The 19,409-nt window shown below is 30.7% G+C and carries 15 protein-coding genes and 3 tRNA genes; all 18 read right to left on the bottom strand.

Going from position 1 to position 19,409, the window contains the following annotated elements:
- Positions 1-14: 14 nt before the first annotated feature.
- The 18 genes from KEC48_RS15110 to KEC48_RS15025 all read right to left on the bottom strand — a co-directional run bounded on the left by KEC48_RS15110 (position 15) and on the right by KEC48_RS15025 (position 19,406).
- On the bottom strand, positions 15-1,481 hold the full coding sequence (locus tag KEC48_RS15110) for a family 1 glycosylhydrolase (protein ID WP_211963321.1): 1,467 nt from the start codon (positions 1,479-1,481) through the stop codon (positions 15-17).
- Positions 1,482-1,492: 11 nt separating this feature from the next.
- On the bottom strand, positions 1,493-2,227 hold the full coding sequence (locus KEC48_RS15105) for an alpha/beta hydrolase-fold protein (protein ID WP_211963319.1): 735 nt from the start codon (positions 2,225-2,227) through the stop codon (positions 1,493-1,495).
- A 43-nt stretch (positions 2,228-2,270) separates the two neighbouring features.
- The gene (locus KEC48_RS15100) at positions 2,271-3,560 is read right to left on the bottom strand and encodes a PTS transporter subunit EIIC (RefSeq protein ID WP_211963317.1); all 1,290 of its coding nucleotides are present in this window, start codon (positions 3,558-3,560) and stop codon (positions 2,271-2,273) included.
- Between the two features lie 137 nt (positions 3,561-3,697).
- On the bottom strand, positions 3,698-4,666 hold the full coding sequence (gene bsh / locus KEC48_RS15095; RefSeq protein WP_129737971.1) for a choloylglycine hydrolase: 969 nt from the start codon (positions 4,664-4,666) through the stop codon (positions 3,698-3,700).
- 102 nt (positions 4,667-4,768) lie between these two features.
- A tRNA-Ala gene (locus KEC48_RS15090) sits at positions 4,769-4,844 on the bottom strand.
- 20 nt (positions 4,845-4,864) lie between these two features.
- Positions 4,865-4,941 (bottom strand) — tRNA-Ile (locus KEC48_RS15085).
- A gap of 24 nt (positions 4,942-4,965) precedes the next feature.
- Positions 4,966-5,042 (bottom strand) — tRNA-Ile (locus tag KEC48_RS15080).
- A gap of 74 nt (positions 5,043-5,116) precedes the next feature.
- The gene (locus KEC48_RS15075; protein WP_087357993.1) at positions 5,117-5,785 is read right to left on the bottom strand and encodes an N-acetylmuramoyl-L-alanine amidase; all 669 of its coding nucleotides are present in this window, start codon (positions 5,783-5,785) and stop codon (positions 5,117-5,119) included.
- Positions 5,786-6,013: 228 nt separating this feature from the next.
- Positions 6,014-7,375, bottom strand: coding sequence for an MATE family efflux transporter (locus KEC48_RS15070; RefSeq protein WP_211963315.1), 1,362 nt, complete (start codon positions 7,373-7,375; stop codon positions 6,014-6,016).
- Complete coding sequence (locus tag KEC48_RS15065; RefSeq protein WP_211963313.1) at positions 7,375-8,001, bottom strand: HAD-IA family hydrolase; 627 nt, start codon at positions 7,999-8,001, stop codon at positions 7,375-7,377. The genes KEC48_RS15070 and KEC48_RS15065 overlap by 1 nt, the downstream gene beginning before the upstream one ends.
- Positions 8,002-8,091: 90 nt before the next feature.
- Positions 8,092-8,730, bottom strand: coding sequence for a LysR family transcriptional regulator substrate-binding protein (locus KEC48_RS15060; protein WP_211963312.1), 639 nt, complete (start codon positions 8,728-8,730; stop codon positions 8,092-8,094).
- A gap of 9 nt (positions 8,731-8,739) precedes the next feature.
- Positions 8,740-9,006 (bottom strand): LysR family transcriptional regulator, encoded by a 267-nt coding sequence (locus KEC48_RS15055; protein WP_211963308.1) that lies wholly within the window; start codon positions 9,004-9,006, stop codon positions 8,740-8,742.
- A 4-nt stretch (positions 9,007-9,010) separates the two neighbouring features.
- Positions 9,011-10,771: a hypothetical protein gene (locus tag KEC48_RS15050; protein WP_211963306.1), complete on the bottom strand. Its 1,761-nt coding sequence runs from the start codon at positions 10,769-10,771 to the stop codon at positions 9,011-9,013.
- Positions 10,768-12,978 carry a cellulose synthase catalytic subunit gene (locus tag KEC48_RS15045; protein WP_211963304.1) on the bottom strand — a complete coding sequence of 737 codons (2,211 nt, stop codon included), beginning with the start codon at positions 12,976-12,978 and terminating at the stop codon, positions 10,768-10,770. The genes KEC48_RS15050 and KEC48_RS15045 overlap by 4 nt, the downstream gene beginning before the upstream one ends.
- Positions 12,971-14,023, bottom strand: coding sequence for a glycosyltransferase (locus tag KEC48_RS15040; RefSeq protein ID WP_211963302.1), 1,053 nt, complete (start codon positions 14,021-14,023; stop codon positions 12,971-12,973). Before KEC48_RS15040 ends, KEC48_RS15045 begins: the two co-directional genes overlap by 8 nt.
- Complete coding sequence (locus KEC48_RS15035; protein WP_211963300.1) at positions 14,020-15,117, bottom strand: GGDEF domain-containing protein; 1,098 nt, start codon at positions 15,115-15,117, stop codon at positions 14,020-14,022. The genes KEC48_RS15040 and KEC48_RS15035 overlap by 4 nt, the downstream gene beginning before the upstream one ends.
- A gap of 136 nt (positions 15,118-15,253) precedes the next feature.
- A complete protein-coding gene (locus KEC48_RS15030) occupies positions 15,254-17,785 on the bottom strand; it encodes an HD domain-containing phosphohydrolase (protein ID WP_211963298.1) in 2,532 nt (843 codons plus the stop codon).
- Position 17,786: 1 nt separating this feature from the next.
- Positions 17,787-19,406: a GH3 auxin-responsive promoter family protein gene (locus KEC48_RS15025; RefSeq protein ID WP_211963295.1), complete on the bottom strand. Its 1,620-nt coding sequence runs from the start codon at positions 19,404-19,406 to the stop codon at positions 17,787-17,789.
- Positions 19,407-19,409 lie beyond the last annotated feature (3 nt).

The raw sequence follows: 19,409 nt of genomic DNA, 5'->3' as shown, positions 1-19,409 counted from the left end.
TTTTCTATATCACATCAATCAAGATCTTTTCCATTTGTACGAATGACTTTTTTATACCACTCAAAAGATTTCTTACGTCTTCTTTGAAGTGTTCCTTGTCCTAAATCATCCATATCAACATAGACAAAGCCATAACGTTTTTTCATTTCTCCTGTTCCAGCAGAAACAAGATCAATACAACCCCAAGGTGTATAACCTATAACATCTACACCATCATAATCAATAGCTTTTTGAATTTGTTGAATATGCTTTCTTAAATAATCAATACGATAATCATCTTGGATAGAACCATCTTCCTCAACATGATCCAATGCCCCTAAACCATTTTCAACAATCATCAATGGTAATTGATATTTATCATAGAGTCGATTTAAAACAAGTCTTAAGCCTTGTGGATCGATTGGCCATCCCCATTCACTTTCTTCAAGATATGGGTTTTTAACACCACCTAATTGATTACCTCCAGATTTTTCAGTATTTTCACGTGTTGCAATTACTGCTGAATTATAATAACTAAATGAAATAAAATCGACTGTCCCTAAAAGTAATATCTGATCATCTCCATCTTCTTTTTGAAGTACCACATTCTGTCTTTCTAACTCTTTTAATTTATAACTTGGATAATAACCACGACATTGTACATCATAGTAGAAATCTTTAAAGTCTCTAGCCATTTCCATTTCAGCAATAGCGTCATTTGGATTGCATGTTTCAGGATAGAAAAGAATATTAGCTATCATTAAACCAATCTGAAAATCAGGATTAATTTGATGTCCTAAATAAACAGCTTTTGCACTAGCAAGTAACAAATGATAAATGGCCTGTTGCTGTTTTTGAGGATTGGATGCTTCTGTAATACCTAAAGTAGAATAATCTCTTAAAAAATTAATTTCATTAAAAGTCAGCCAGTATCTAACTTTATTTTGATAACGCGTAAAAATAGTACGACAGTAGTTCATAAAGAAATCTATTGTTCTACGATCTAACCAGCCTTCATATTGATGAGCTAAATGAAGTGGTAAATCAAAATGATTAATTGTTACAAGGGGTTCAATACCATACTTATGACATTCATCAAACACATCATCATAGAATTTTAATCCTTCTTCATTAGGTTTATCGTCATCACCATGAGGAAAAATACGTGACCAGTTAATGGACATTCTAAATGTTTTATATCCCATTTCACCCATTAAAGCAATATCTTCTTTATAGTGATGATAAAAATCAGTTGCTACATGACTTGGATAATAAACATCTTCGTCAACAATAGCTTTTGCACCTTTTGGCACATCTTCAAAACGATTAATTTCTTTTTTTGTTCCATCCTCAAGTTCAATCATAATACGTCGAGGATGTTTTTGATCACCATTTGTAATGGTATCAGCAGTCGCTAAACCTTTACCACCACTCAAATAACCACCTTCGTATTGATTGGCTGCTGTAGCACCACCCCATAAAAAGTCTTTAGGAAATCCCATATTTTACCTCCTTAAATTTTTCTTTTTGCATTTGCATAAGCATCACTGCGTGGAATCCAATCTAAAAATTCTTCAATACACTTGTCCCAGAAACGCCATTCATGTTCATAGCCTGGTACACTCAACCATGTTAATGGCATCTTTTTTTCTTTTAAACTTTTAACGAATTGAACATTCGTATCATAAAGAAAATCCTTATCACCACAAGCCATATAAATAGGAATCTCTTGTTGACATTGTTCCAAAACTTCATAAAGATCAATTGGATTTCCCTGCATTTCAATACCTGGTGAAAATGCACCAATAGCCCTATATTTTTCTGGATGACTCAATCCATGATAAAGAGCACCAAATCCCCCCATAGAAAGTCCTGCAATATAAGTATCTTCTTTTCTTGTAGAAACTGGGAAAACTTGAGTAATAAATTCTGGTAATTCATTTTCTATAAAATCTGCGAATAAATCCTCATCTTGATCGATATATTTTTTATTTTCACCTGAAATCATAACCACAGCAATCTGTCTTTCTTCAGCATATAATTCCACATTTGTATAGCCACACCATTGTGCATGATTATTTCCAAAACCATGTAAAAGATATAATACTGGAAACTTTTGATGGTAGTCATGATGAATCTTTCCTTGATTCATCATACTTTCAGGAATTGTCACTGTTGGTAAAATAACATCAATATCAACAGTTCTCATCAGTGTATAAGAAATAACATTACATTGTATTTTTGCCATAATATCTTCTCCTTTCAAAAAAGAAGTTTGTCAATACAAACTTCTATTGAGCTTTCATTTCCTGTTCTTGTTTTAAAGCATTGTTGTCATCAATTAAGAAGAATGGTAAATACATGATAAAATGAATAGCTAAACTGATTAACCATAACAACAACATGAATATACCACCTTGGAAGAACGTTGTAATAAATCCAGGTGTAACCCAAGGCATTGAAATTGTTGGATTAAACTGAATTGGGAAAATACCAATTAATGCCCAAGCAACAAGTCCAGATGCAGCTGGTGAAAAGACCATTGGGATAACATATAATGGATTTAACATGATTGGGAAACCAAATATAATTGGCTCATTAATATTAAAAATATTAGCTGGAATCACAAGTTTTCGCATAGCTTTATATTTTTCTGATTTCGCAAATAATGTCGCAATACATAATCCTAATGTATTTCCTGCACCACCAATTTGCACACATGCCCCTAAGATTCCAAACACAAGATAAGGCATTGTTTCTCCAGCTAGAAAAGCTTCTGTATTTGCCATAGAGGCCATCATTAATACAGGCATATATGGCATTAAAATAGCATTTGGATGAATTCCAAAGAACCAGATTAAATTCATTAATGAGAAAACAATAATTAATGAAATTGGTGAAGCTCCAAAATATGAAATAGGTTGACCAATCAATGTTGAAACAACATTAAAGACATTACCATATGGTGTAAATGTACATGCCCATTTTAAGGCAAAAACAAATGTAAAGATAATCATAGCGACAAATGTTGGTGCTAATGACATACTTACCATAGGTGGAACAGAATCTGGTAATTTTAATTTTAAATTCTTACTCATTAAATAACAGTATAATCTAGGAATCAATAAACCTAAAATCAAAGCTAAGAAAATTCCATCACTACCCATATAGCTTGTTGATAAAGCTGATACAGAAGTTCCTACTTCATTTGTAAACGTCTGAATCGGCATTAAAATAATAAAGGCTGCTGTTGACATGACAGCTCCAATAATACCTTGTTCTCCTTCATTTCTAGTAAAACAATATCCAATTGCTCCTACAACATAAATAGCAAGTAAAGATAATGTTAAAGATACAACCTCTTGCCCTACTGTATATAATCCTGTACTGTTTAAAAAATCAACCCATGGATCAATAGGCAAATTAGATAAGACAGCAATAACTGCTACACCTAAAGTAATTGGCATAGTATACATAAACCCTTCTGTTAAGGCTTTAATATACTTACTCTTAGCGACCATTGTTGCAAATGGTCCGACAATTTTTTCTAAGCCTACTTGCAGCTTATTAAAAAAATTCATGTTTTTTCCTCCTCCTATTATGAAACTCATAGCGCTAAAATCATTTCATTTTCTAGAAAAAAGTATATCTTACTTCTTTATTTTAAAATGTTTCATTTTTAATATTTTTATTATCAATAATAAACAAAAGAAACTGCCTAAGCAGTTTCATAATATTGGATATTTTGTTGTCTATTTAAAATAAATATATATAATTGTGAAGCTTGAAGATCAAGTTTTTTCATTTGTATACCTTGAATTTGATTATTATCATATGTTTTATAATAGTAAGTCAACTGATTCATGCTCATACAACATGAATAAATAGTATAATCATCTTTATCTTGACTGGTCTTCACTGAACCTTTGACCATTGCGACAGCATCTAAGATATGAAAAATCTGGCTGATATTTTCATGTTCACAATCATTCATCTTTGCATTGTCTTTTAACCATAACGCTTTAATAAAGCGTGATGCAGGAGAATAATCACCTGGTAATCCAACTGTTCCTAAACCATTACCATATGGTTTCATATTTTGATGAATCAAATTATCTTGTGGATATGCTGATGTTAAATGCATATAATGATGAACATTCCACTGATGATATGGATAAGGTGGATTATTTGTCAGAATATGTAATGAATCTTCATATATCTGCAAACCTGTTTTTGTTGATTCTAAAATCAGACTTTCGTTTTGATCAGCAATAATCCAATGCAAAGGAGCTAAAGGCATTTGTGGTAGAAATGGTATATTGATAATATGGAGTTGATGTATGATGGATTTGATTTCATGAACACTTTGATATTTACCTAAAAAATAAGGAATTAATTCATAAGGTGTTAGATTTAACTTTTTATCTTCTTGATCAAAATAATGTGCATTATCTGGAAAATATAAGCCAGCCATACATAAACCTTTTTCATTCATTGCTTCAGCATATAATGGATAATCTTCAACAACTGTTGCCATCCCTATCAAAGCATATTGATTTTTAAAATCCGTTCCATTTTTGAATGGAAAATTATAGAATCTTGGTGTAACAACAACTTCTTCTTGAAATCCTGTTTCTAAATCAAGATTTCTTCCAAAATATCCATGACATTGAAAAGCTGTACACATAGTTAATCACCTCTTTACATTATTATAGACTATTTTCCATGAAATAACAAAAAACCTGCATCAAATGCTTTATAAAACATTCAATACAGGTTATATCCTATATGGTGGAGCTTAGCGGGATCGAACCGCTGACCTCCTGCGTGCAAAGCAGGCGCTCTCCCAGCTGAGCTAAAGCCCCATAAAAATATATATTATACATGGTGGGCCTGAATGGACTTGAACCATCGACCTCACCCTTATCAGGGGTGCGCTCTAACCAGCTGAGCTACAGGCCCATGTATATATGTGACAGTAATTAATGGTGGGCCTGAATGGACTTGAACCATCGACCTCACCCTTATCAGGGGTGCGCTCTAACCAGCTGAGCTACAGGCCCATTAACGACTGCCCTAATATATTAGCATAGCCTTCATTTTTCGTCAATACTTTTTTTCGTTTTTATATATATTTTTATAGAGGTGCTGCTAGTGAATGAAAATAGTCTTCTATACCATCACTAATGACGATTGCTAATTTTTGATGATACGCACGACTTTTTAATTGTCCTCGTTCATTAGCATTAGATAAAAAACCACATTCTATTAAAACTCCCAATGATTGAGTTGCACGTAAAATATAAAAACTACTTGATGAAACATTCTTCCTTGTTCCTGTTAATGTTTTCATCTGATCATGAATGCAATTGGCTAATCTTTTTCCATCTTCACTTTTTTTATAATAAAACACTTGAGAACCCCAAGCACTAGATGTGGAAGAATTAAGATGTATACTCAAAAATAGATCTGGTTGATATGCATCTACTTGCAAAGCTCTTAAATACATATCATCTTGTTTAGAATAGTTATAATTTCTTTTTGTCATATCTTGATCATCAGTACGTGTCATATATACTGTAGCCCCTCGTGATTCTAATTCCTCTTTTAAAGCAAAACTGATTTTCAAATTTAAAGTATCCTCATCCACCCCTGCTACACTGGCACCATTATCTAAACCACCATGACCTGGGTCTAATACAATCACTCTTTGATTTAATAATTTTGATGATGATACATGAATCACTGGTTTATATAAACATGTACATAAAGCAAAAAGGATAATAAAAGACATCGTTTTTTTCATATGAATCATCACCCGTTTATTTATATGAAAAAAGAAATTCCTTTATGACTTGAATCAAAAAAGAAAGCATATCTTCAATATGCTCCCCCTATTATTATTTCTTTTGACTCAACAACATACAAGATATAGCCACAAATAAAGCTAATACAATCCAGAAAAATGCTCCATCCATAAAATCTACAATCATTTCCATTTTCCTCCTTGCCATCATTTCAACAAGAGTCCTTATTATTCTAAAGTTCTCACTTTCTTCTTGAGATCTTTTCCAATCGTTAATAACATTGTTAAATAACAGGCTCCCCCACCAATAAAATTACTAATAGCTTCAGCGATAAAAACACCCTGAATACCAATATATATAGGTAATATGAAAGTCAGTGGTACAACAATCATGACTTTTCTAAATATAGAAAAGAAAACAGCCTGTTTTGATTTTCCTAGTCCTACGGCTATAGATTGTCCACTCATTTGAAAAGCCATCATAAAGAAACCAAAGAAATATAAATGAATGGCTTGAACTCCTTCTTTTAAAATATCAGGATTGTGACTAAAGATTTGAATATAGAGCTGAGGAAATAAGGTAATACTCAACCACAATACAAAACTCGTTAAAAAGCAAGTCAATGTCGTAAAACGAATGCCTTTTAAAACTCTTTGATATTGTTTTGCTCCGTAATTATAGCCAAGAACTGGCTGTGAAGCATTGGCTAAACCTTGACCGGGTAAAGACACAACCTCTCTAATAGAATTAATAATAGTCATAATGGCAATATAGAAATCTCCACCATAAGTCTGCAAAGTCACATTACAGACAATTGTCACAACTGAATTTGTAATCCCCATCATAAATCCAGCCATACCTAAAGCAAATATCTTTTGAACATGTTTGATTTTTAAAATCATTTTTTCTTTTTTTAATTTTAAAATTGTTTTCTTTCCAGTTAAAAACTGCAAAGTCCATAATGCAGATATACATTGAGAAATAACAGTTGCTATAGCAGCACCTTTGACTCCCATTGAAAAGACAAATATAAAAAGAGGATCTAAAATAATATTTGTCACTGCTCCTAATAAAACTGTCATCATCCCTATTTTCGCAAATCCTTGACTATTAATAAAACTATTCAATCCTAATCCAATTAAAACAAAGGGCGTTCCCAATAAATAAATCGTCATATAATCGTTTGCATAACCAATCGTATTTTCACTTGCTCCAAAAGCCCATAATAAAGGCTCCTTAAAAATAAAACCAACTAACATAATAAGAATAGAACAAATGATTAATAAAGAAAACGCATTTCCCATAATTTCTTCAGCCAGATCATTATTTCCACTACCTCTTGCAATAGAACACAGTGGTGATCCACCCATTCCAAATAAATTCGCAAAAGCAATAATTATTGAAATTAAAGGTAAGCATAATCCTAAACCACTCATAGCTAATGAAGCAACCTCAGGTAATCTTCCAATATAAATACGATCAACAACGTTATATAAAACATTAATAAATTGTGCAACAATCATAGGTCCTGCAATACGTAAAATATGCTGGGACACATTTCCTAAAGCAAAATTATTTTGGGTATTCATTAAATCAACTGTAATAAATCAAGAGGTTTTTCTAAAACAATTGTTGCATCTTTCATTTCTTCTTGAGCGACATTTCCCCACTTCGCATATCCAAAATCAATGTGAGCATTCTTTGATGCCAGTTCATCTGATTTTGTATCTCCTATGTAAATCACTTCATCTGGTTGTAATTGTAATTTTTTCAGACATTCTAATAATGGTGTAGGATCTGGTTTATGTTTATCAGTATCTTCAGCAAGTATCGTTGCTTTCATATACTTATCTAGTCCTTTTTGTCCCATATCATTTTGATATTGCGCTTTTGTCTTGGCAGATACAATAGCTTGAATGATTCCGGCTTCTTCAGACTTTGAAAAAACGTCTTCAAATCCTTCATAAAGTGTTGCTCCTTCTTCATATTCATTGACATATTGAACCCATCTGGCATATGTTTTTTCTTTATCTTTTATATTTAATTCTTCCATCACTTTCATACCCGGATAAGCAGCAAATTTTAACACTTCTTCAAATGTCCAATCTTCATTTAATTCTTCTTTAATGATTTTCATTAATGGATACATATTCATATTTAATGTATTTAAAACTGTTCCATCAATATCATAAATCACAGCTTTATACTTTTTCATATAACCATCCTTTCTTTCTATTTCCATACTTATAATTATCTCATGAAAAATTTTAAGAAACAACAAAAAATGATAATGAAAATTTCATTATCAAAGTTGATAAATCTCTTTCAAGATTTTTAAATAAAGACTTCCTGCATGAGAAAGAGCTTCTCTTTTTTTTGTAAGAATTATAAAATTCTGTTGGATATGGATATAGGCTAAGGGTATTGATGCAATATTTGTTCTGGCAAATTCTTCTTTTTGCCAAATGTTTCCAAAAATAAAGGCATCTAAAAAACAAAGCATTTGAATCATCGCATGATAATTATTACTGACTATTCTTTTTTGAGATTCTTGAATCATGAAACCGTATTGCGATAATGACGCATTTAAATATCCAAAAAAATCTAATGGAAAGTGTATCCAGATATAATGGTTCAAAAATCTGAGATCTTGTGATAAATCTTTTTCTAAATGGTAATGACGATGATAATGCAGACAGTATGGTTTTCGATCTATCACTTCAACATGAATTTCTTTTGCTTCAGCAATCTTTTGAAAAGTAGGTAAAATCTGATCATTCAAAATAACAATTCCTAATTCTGCTTGTCCATTCACTAAATCTTCTAATACTGATTTAGGTGTTGTTTCATGTAGTTGAATAAACGTTTCCATAGATTGTGTCTGTCTAGAAAATTCTTGTAAAATACGTTTATCTAAAAATAACGAAGATATAGAAACATTCAAATAACAAGGTCATGTCTTTTGATGCATAGTCTTCCACTCATCTATCATACCAAAACGTTCTAGAATATTTTTAGCGTGGTAATAAAGCTCTTTGCCAAGTGGTGTTGTTTCCACCCCTCTATGACTTCTTAATAAGAGCTTTTGGCCCATTTCTTCTTCCATCATTTGAATAGTCTTACTTAAATTAGGCTGAGCTAAATAAAGTATTTTCGCTGCTTTACTGATACTTCCTGCTTCTACAACTGTGACATATTGTTCCAATTGATTTTTTTCCATCATTTCATCTCTTTATCTTATAGATTCCTTCTTCACAAAAGACAGGATACTTTTTTATCACTGCTTCATCAACATATCCCCGATTAAAAATAATCACATAATCATAGCTTTCTATATCTATATCCTCATTTAAATAGGATAATGTATCTACATAAGGTGCGTATAAGAAATATTTCATCGTATAACTTAACTGGTATTGAGATACTTGCTGATTTTGATTAGAAGCAATAACTAAATAACGTGATAAGTCCATTTGATTACGACTATACCATTGATTTCCTACCAATTGTTCAACTTGACTGGCAAGAGAAGAAGAATGATTTTGCCGCAAAGCGATTAATTCACATAATTCTGAATATACACATGAGAAAGTGATTATCATGAATACTAAAGTTGTATTTTGATAAATTTTCTTTGTCTGTGGTGAATAAAAAGCTTGATAATGATAACTATCTTTCAATTGAATATAAAACGAACGTTCAATATCTTTGACTATAGTCATCATAATCATCCCCACATAAAAAACAACGATACTACATATATAGCGTTCCATCCCTGCTAAACGGATAGCTTCATCTTCAGGCATAGAAAACAAATACATCCCTAATAATCCAAATACATATACCACCACAATCATATGTCCTAATAACCATACTTTTTTTAACTGCCATTTTTTCTTTATCAAGAAATGATGAAAAATCAATAATCCAATCACAAGAATTTCAAAGAAAAGAAATGTTTGTGTAGAACGATTGGATAAATGAAAAAGCGATTGAAAAAAGAATAAAATCATCGTAGGATATTGATTCACAGATATTGTTTTTGATAATAAGTCGAACTTATGTGTCATTCCTGCAAAAGTTATAGACATATGATATTTCCATAATAAAAATGGTAATAAACTCATAATCAGAATTGTTATTGTTATGATTAATTTTTGCGACAAAGAAACTGAACTATGCCAACAATACCATTGCCAATATATAAAAGCTATCAACATGAAAAAGAGGCCTATTTCTTTAATAACAGTTAAAAAACCTAGTAATGGTATCAAATACAAAGCACTCATCAAATCATCTCGTTGATGATAGATATATGAGCATATTGCTAAAGTCAGTAATGGTAATATAAAATCTACAAGTAGGTTTTGAATGCGAATTGTGATATTCAAATAAATCATAAAAGTACATCCTGTAGATAATATAACATAAAGTAAAAATCTCTTTTTTTCCTCTATGATACCAAACATAGCATAAAAGCATGAAAATATAAACATATTTTGGCACATAATCATTATGCCCTGATTATTTCCTAAAAATAAGCAAAAATAATAAATTAACGATGACATACCTAATGGATAATCTTTAAATGCAATAAGCATATCTCTAGCTTCTGGAAAGCGATGATTGGTAAGCATATTTTTTACAACAATTCCCCAATGTGAAAAATTATCAAAATGATCAAATTTTAAAAATAATGACAGAATAAAAAATAGGATAGCTATGATCATAAAACATAAGGTCCATAAAGAACAATATGGAAAAGATAATCTTTTGATGTTTATTCTTTTGATGGCGATGATTCCTAATATCATCCCAATCAATAGGACAATATATGCCATGATTTGAAGAATGTGAAAAATACCTCCAATATAAATACATAAACCAATCAAACTTAAAGTAAGTACTGGAACATATGTTTTCGTAACTTTTGTTGATAGAAAAGACATATAACCAGCTAAAGACAAAAAAAATATAAAAATCATGTTTCATCCACCTTTGTGTATATGAGATGTTGTAGAAATACTTTTAACGCTTTTTTATTGAAGAAAAGCTCCTCAAAATTGATAACTTCTAAAAGGCAAAGTTGATGATTGACTTGCTTTTTAAAACGTAATTGAAAAATCATTCCATACCAATTTAAACAATATTCCTTTAGCTTATCTCCTTGAAAATCTTTCACAAGAAGATAATGATAATTAAAATCAACTACAAAAATTTCCATACCATTTGTCAAATGAAACACCTGTTCAACAGGAATACGAAAAGTTTGCCTTTGTTCTTGTTGCCTTTTTTGAAAACGTGATTGAATATTACGATAGAGATCATCATATAGAGAAGACCACTCATCAATATGTGAAGGTAAAGAATGTTTACGATCATGGATAATTTGAAGATATTGGCGATAGTCTTCTTCTGGTGTATCTTGCAATAACACCACATAAACCCATTGTTCTTGTACAACTTTGACATATAAAAGTTGTACTGGTAACGTGGTTTGATATTGATCAGTTTTGATTTCTATATAAAAAGGAATATCAGCTGGAACATAAAAAGGTAATGGTAAAGAAAATGATAAACTGACATAAGAGAAATCAACACTCATTCCCTGATATGTTTGATGATGAAAATGAATATCAATAGCTTCTTGAATAGAAAAACGTTCATATGCACGATATGATGGTCTTCCTAACATAAAGAAAATAGCAAAACACAAAGTTACCAGATTATAAAATAGCCAAAATAAAATAACACTGCTGTAAAATAAGGCAGAGCCATATTTTCCCATGCCATAGCGGATAATTGCCAATATCGTTAGAATAACCAGGATCAAATGAGGAATCATATAGAATAATGAACGTGTATGCATAGTTGCTTTCTTTTTATTTGTGACTTTAAATATTTTTTGATGTATCCCTAATGTTTCTAAAAAGACAGGAATAATTAAAAATGGTGCAAGAATGGTATCAATGATTTGACTCCATCGTTGATTTCTTGTTTGTGTAGATAAAGAGTTTAAAGAAAGATGATAAAAAATAGAAGATGGTAACCAAAAGATCAGTAACTCTCCAAAATGGCATTGAACAAACTGTAAATCAAATAAAGCAAAGAGAATCGGAGCTAAAATAAAAATAAGACGTGTCAAAAAAGACCACCAGTAAAGAAACGCACACAGATAGGATAATCTTAAACCTAAAGAAAGAGATGATGTTGTACAGGCATGTGTATTATATATACTTTGAATGACACCTTGAGCCCAACGAATTCTTTGTTGGATCATACTTGGAATTGTTGTTGTTGATAAGCCAGAAGTAAGAGATTCTTGAGTCGAATAAGTCCAATATCCTGCTTTTTGTAAACGAATGCTTGTTTCAAAATCTTCTGTAACAGTATGGTAAGGAAAACCACCTATCTTTTCAAGAGCTTCACGTAATATCACAGCATTACTTCCTGTATAACTAGCACCAAAATGTGCATTTCTTAAAACATTGATTTCTTTTGAAAAAAAGTCCTGTTCATTGGGAATTGTTGTTTCTGAAAAAAGATGAAATTGAAACAAATCCTGATTATAGAAACTTTGGGGTGTTTGCACTAAAGCAATTGGTAAATAAGAAGATGTCTTTGTATCTTTCATAAAAAAATAAGGAACTGTCTTCATTAAAAAAGTTCTTTCTGGTATCATATCAGCATCAAAAGTCACAATGAGTGGTGAATGTGTCATTGATAAGGCATGATTAAAATTACCTGCTTTGGCATGTTGATTATATTCTAAACCAATATATCCAACACCAAAATGTTCAGCCAGGTGTTTGACTTCTGGTCGATTTTGATCATCACAAATATAAATATGTACAAGCTGTAAGTCCGGATATTCTAAGAAAGTACAGGCATTCACTGTTTTATATAGTAAGTCAACACTTTCATTGTGAGTGGCGATAAAAATATCAATTTCAGGATAATCTCGGGCTTGTAAAACAGGTGGAACCAATCTTTTTTCATCATTCCTCATTTTATGAATGATCAGCTCAAAACTTGTAAAAGTTGTGATAATTTCAGATAACAATAATATAACTGCAAATATAATTTCACCCATACTTTGATTCAATGGCAATGTCCAGAATGTTCGCCAGATCAGATAAAGAGATGAAAAGATAAAGGATAAAATAAAGATGATATTGCTTTTCTTAATCATAGAAAACCCACTTTTTTTGTAGATAATATGAAAGAATAAATAAGCATCCATCTATCATGATTTTACTCATTTGGACTGGCAGAAAAGATTGAAGAAAATACGTTCCTGTGGCTGATAAAAGGAAAATAGTCATGCACAAAATCATATAGCGAGGCAATCGATACTTTTGAAAAATAGGTTGAAACACATATTTTTGGATAAGATGATAATGACAAATAAGTGAAAATAGACGAGCAAACAAACTACCCAAAAAGATTATTTCAAAAGAAGATAAATTGAAAAGTGTAAACAAGAAATAAAAACTGATAAAAAGGAGCCAATCTACAATAAAACATAAAAAGGAAAAAGATGTATATAAGCAAAATGGGAGGTATAGATTCTTAATAATCAGCCATGTATCTTGAATAGGTCTAAAATGACTATATTGATTGTGATGGTAATAAATGGTTTGAATCTCTGTCGTATCCAAAATACCTTGTTTTAAAAGAACTACCAATGCATTCATTTCATATTCAAATCTTTGTCCATGAATTTTTAAAAGTGAATCCAGCAATTGATAATCATAACCTCTTAATCCCGTTTGAGTATCTTGAATATAATAACCTGTAGAAAACCATAAAAGAATGGATGCTATACGATTCCCTAGCCACGATTTAATGGGAACATGGTGTAAAGAAAAATCTCTGACACCAAGCATAAATAAACTTTCTTGATGATACATTTTTTCAATGATGTTTTGAATATCTGTCACAGCATGTTGTCCATCACAATCGACACAGATGATTTTTTGACAAAATGATAAATGTTTTTGAATAAAACGATAACCACTTTTTAAAGCTTCTCCTTTGCCTAGATTTTTTGAATGTTTAATGACATAACATTGTGGTATTTGATCAATAGTATCAAAAATCACTTGATAGTCTTGATTTGAACCATCATTAACAACAACGATATAAAGATGAGATATTTGTTTTAATGCTTTAACATAATCTATAAAATGATATGAAGGTTCTAAAGCTGGAATTAAAATACATGTATTGTTCATAACAACCTCTTTCTATTTTTATATTCATAATCATAATAAATATAATATTTATTTTTTCCTGATTTTTTCGCATGATATAAGGCCATGTCAGCAAAATGATATAGTGAATGATAATCATGAATGGTAGGACCAACAAAGACAACACCAATACTCATAGATACGTGATTATCATGGTAATAGTGACCTAAACTCTTTTGAAGTTTTTGAATCAAACATTTGAGCTGGGTTTCTAAGTGAGTCATAGGTAATGTATGTGGTATAAAAATCAAAAATTCATCACCACCTATTCTTCCAATAATATCTTGTAAAGAACAATGTTGCGTTAAAAATTGTGCAATCTGTTGTAGTACTTTATCACCCTCTTGGTGACCATAATTATCATTAATAGATTTAAAATTATCTACATCTAAAGCCATCATGACACCTTCTTGACAATTTAAACAAAGACAGTTTTGGACATGTAATTCAAAACCTCTACGATTATATACTTTTGTAAGTGAATCAATCTGTGAATTGATTTCTACTTCTTTTAATTGATTGATTAAACATGTTTTTTTAATCATATCTTGAGTACGGTCAATAATAATTCCAAGAAATTCATGTTCTAAAGAATAAGTATAAATTGATAAGAACTTTCCATTGATTTCAATAAGATGATCTTCATTCATTTGTTTTTCTAAATTTAAAATATATTCACAAAACTGATCTGGTGCCATTTTTAATGCTTGACATTGTTGAAAATCTAGTCCTAATAAAGATGCTATATTCATGGAATGATAGGTAGAATGATTTTTATGCAAATATAAAAACATGGCGATATCTTGATGAGGTAGAGGAATAAAGGACTGATGATGACAGAATATTTGTAATTTAGGGTGATGATCAAATTTTTTTAAATATTTGATTAACATGATATACATCATCATGAAATGAAAAATAATGAGAAGAAAAATAGTAAAGACAAGCTGGATGATATTTAAAAACCATAGTGCTGCAAATCTTTGAAAAATCAAATAAGATAATAAAAACCATAAGATGCAAGCAGTCATAAAAAAATATAAAGTTATTCTTTGATAAAGTTTATTTTCATTCATAACAAATCCTTTCTGTATATTCAAAATATACAAGTCTATTTATATCGCATATCGGTTCGCTTGCATAATATAAATCTCATATCTTAATCCATATAAAATTTATATACCCCAACAAAAAAAGAAGGATTTCTCCTTCTTAATCTGTAGAATGATTTTTTTCTCTTTGTTCTACTTGTAATTTGATGTGTCCACTTTCTAATAGACGAACAAAAACTTCAGCCAATTGAGGATCAAATTGCTTTCCTGCCTGATTTTTTAATTCTTTGATTGCATACTCAAGTGTAAAAGATTCTTTATAGGAACGCTTTGATGTCATCGCATCAAAAGAATCGGCAACACAAAGAATTCTACCTCCAATAGGAATATCTTCTTTAGAAATACCTCGTGGATAACCTCTGCCATCCCATCTTTCATGATGCGATATAACAACAGGAATAACATAATCAAGTGATGGTAAATAACGAATAATGCCAATAGAGTTTTCCACATGCCCTTTCATAATTTCATATTCTTCACTTGTTAATTTGCCTTGTTTATTGAGTATATCTTCTCGAATACCAATTTTCCCAATATCATGCAAAAGTGCAGCTTCTCGAATAATTTCAACAACATCTTCTTTCAACCCAATTGCATAAGCCAATTCACAAGCATAATAAGCCACATTTTTAGAATGGGTAAATGTATAATGATCTTTGGTATCAATGGTTGCTGTTAAAGCATAAATCATTTCAGCATATTCTGAATAAATATTTTCTTTATCTTTGGAATCTTTTTGTGTCTGCATAGAAGATTTTGTTTCTTCATTATAAATAACAACCTGATTCTTTCCCCTTCTTTTGGCTTGGTATAAAGCCTGGTTGGCATATTCTTCTAACTGCTTTGGATTACTGGCAAGTAGAGGTATAGAAGCAATTCCAAAGCTTCCGGTCACAGACCTTAAAGCAAAATCATCTTGATCATTATTGGCATTAGCTAATTGATAGCGAACATTTTCTGCCAAATCACGAGCTGTCTGTAAACTACATTCTGGTAATAAAATTGCAAATTCTTTTCCTGATAGACGAGAAATAATAGCTGTATCAGGCATTGTTTTTTGCATGATTTGAGCAGCTTTCATAATAGCTTTATCGCCTTCTTTTGTACCATAAAGCTGATTATAAAGCCTCACATCATCTAAACTGACTAAAATCAAAGTCAAAGTACACTCTTTTCCTTTTTGAGTAAAAAGTTCTTCAAATTGTTTATAGAAATATTTTCTATTTAATAAACCAGTCATTTCGTCACTAATTGCTTCTTGATAGACCATTTCATATAAACGAGAATTTTTTAAGGCAATTGTACTAATAGAAGCAACTGATGATAAAAATTTCATATCTTCATAAGTATATTGATTTTTTAACTTTTTTGTTAATAATACCATTCCAATTAATTCATCTTCTATTAAAGGAACAATACATTCTATCTGCAAATGTTCTAATAATTGTTTCTCATTTTCCCACATTGAACGATAATTTAAACTACGTTTAAAATCATCATAAAGCAAACAATCTTTCTTTTCTTTTAATTCTTCTACTATTGGATTATCTACTTGAAAAGTAAAATTCTGACGTTCTAAGGAAGCATTACCATATATAATATGATAATCTTGATGGTTACCTTCCTGCATACAGACATAGACACGATGCACACCCAATGTTTCTGTGATAATTTCACAAATATCTTGTGCAATTTCATAAACGCTTAAAGTATTTCTTACATGATCTGAAAAGCTTTTCAAATAATCTGCCTGTTGCTTTTCTTCTTTAATAAAGATTTGATCAATAAAACGTTTTAATAATGTCTGAATACAAACAAAAACGAACATAAAAATAATAAAAACAAGAATCATTGGATCTAAGTAATAAGAAAAATGTTGGGCAATAAAATTGCGTAATGGAACTAAGTAATTACTAAATAATAAAATCGTAATGATTGCTGAAATAGCATAACAATTTCTTTTAGATACAAGCAACTTTAAATTAAAAAGATGTTTTTTATACAATGCATAGAACAATAGTAAAGCATTAATAATTCCACTTAATATATCTAAAGGTATTCCTTTAAAAATATCAAGCATGATGAGTCCATGACCAAGCAGCAGGATAGAAATACCTGCTAAAATAGGTGTAAACTGATAAAGCATACGATCCCCATTTTTAACACAACAATAAACATTATAAACAATCTGTAATGCACAAATAATGCAAATACCAATAACAATATAAATGTGCCATGTAAAATGATAAATAAAGACAACATCATTGTGTAGCATAATCATTTCTGGAGCTTCTAAAAAAACATGTGTTGTGTAATTTAAAACATTTAAAATAATAGAAATATATAACCAGAAACGACGTATTTTTTCATCTTTTTTACCAATAAATTCAGAAATAAAGTTATAAAAAACATAAGGCATAAAAATAAGACCAATTAAGGACACATCGAACCAGAACGAAGTTGATGGTCCAAAGCACATTCGCATGGCAAAAGAACCACCTGTCCATAAAATCATATCAACAAGTAAAATTAAAAAGGAAAAGATTAATCGATTTTTTTGACTTGCCAGTAAAGCTAAAAAAAGATAAATATAGCATACTAAAGCAAAAATTGAAAAAGAAGCATAACTCATTTTAAATCTTTCCCTCCATTTCATAATAAGATTGTTGTAATGATAGCAGTTTTTGAATCGCATGTATTGAAGGGTTAATACGTTCCATACTCTGTCCATATGCTTTTTTATACATCGCAAATGTTCCTATTTTCAATAATGTTATTTGTAATGGCTCAATACCAAGTATTTTCTTAAGATCTTTATAGTCTTGATCAACATAATGAAAATAAACAGAAAGATGTTGACGTAAAACCTCTACTGTAATAGCACGTTCATAAGCTGAAGAAGGTGACACTTCAACATAAAGATGCAAGAAAGGACGATTATTATAGAGTTCTTTTTTAGCACAAAATTCTGTAATAGGTAATCCTGACAATTGGATAACCATTTCTATAGAAGTTTGTGTAATACGTGTAAATCCGGCAATATCAATAACTTCTGGTACACGATCAATATATTTAAATTTAGGTAGACTTCCTTGATCTTGTTGAGTATATGAAACGCAGCGATACATATCCCCTACTCTATATCGCATAAAGGCACCACCTTTAAGTACACTTAAGACAATTTCATAAGTTTCATTTTCACAAACTTCATTCAACAAACATGTTTTAGGAACATAGGAAGGGTCTATTTTCATTCTTTCTCTTTCACTGACTGGTAAAAATTCATAAAAACAGGCATCGGGAAAGAAATAAAGTCCATCTCTTTGCCATGTTTCTGTTCCAATCAAAGTTGGCTCAGTTCCAGCAAAAATTTCCATAGGACGAATACCCCATAATCTTTCTAAATCATCTTTATATAAATCATTATCCGTTCCAGCAACCATAAATCCTTTGAGTTGGAATAAATCTTTAGGCATTAAAGTTCGCTGTTCTTTTTTACATATCATCTTTGCTTTTAATATCTTATACAAACGATGTACTGGGATAGACTTCAACATCGAAGGATGAGAATGACTGCCACTACTCATACTATCTAATGCTAAACTAATGTAATAGGTCACAGAACCCAATCCAAAAAAATAATCAATATTTTGAGCCAATCCTTGTTTAAATCCCAGTTTATTTCTCTGTGAAAATGACATGGATTGAGCTTGTTTTACTGGTGGTAGAAATTTGATATTAGTTTCTTGTTCAAAAACCAGTGATACTAATCCTGTAGCATAAGGCAGCGGCGCTAAACCATATAAAATAGTATCTTTATCAGAAACATGAAAATCATTTTTCTTTTGACTTGTTGCTAATAGAAGACAGGCTATGGTGTTATGTTGAAAGCTTTTTAACATGTTTTCAGTATATGGAGCCACTTTAATGGGATGACTGCCTCCTTCCCATGTTGTCTGAATCCATAAAACAGCTTCACCAGGTAAAACCGATGAATCTTTATTCAATAATAAATCGGCATAATCTTCATATGTTGTAAGAGGGATATGCTTTTGAAAATCTTCAAATGAATCTAGTGATTTTCCCTTTAAAATAGATTGCCCTAATACGCTCTTTTTCCATAAATCCATTTGTTCTTCTAATAATCGATGTTGCATTTGCATAAACTTATCAATAGATAAATCTAAAAAGCCACAATATTCCTGCCAGATAGCTTCTTTTGATAGTATTTTCCTTTTATCTTCAAATCGCATATT

It is taken from the genome of Clostridium sp. C1, assembly GCF_018223625.1.
Taxonomy (GTDB): Bacteria; Bacillota_I; Bacilli_A; order Erysipelotrichales; family Coprobacillaceae; genus Allocoprobacillus.
This window is presented reverse-complemented; position numbering and strand designations above follow the sequence as displayed.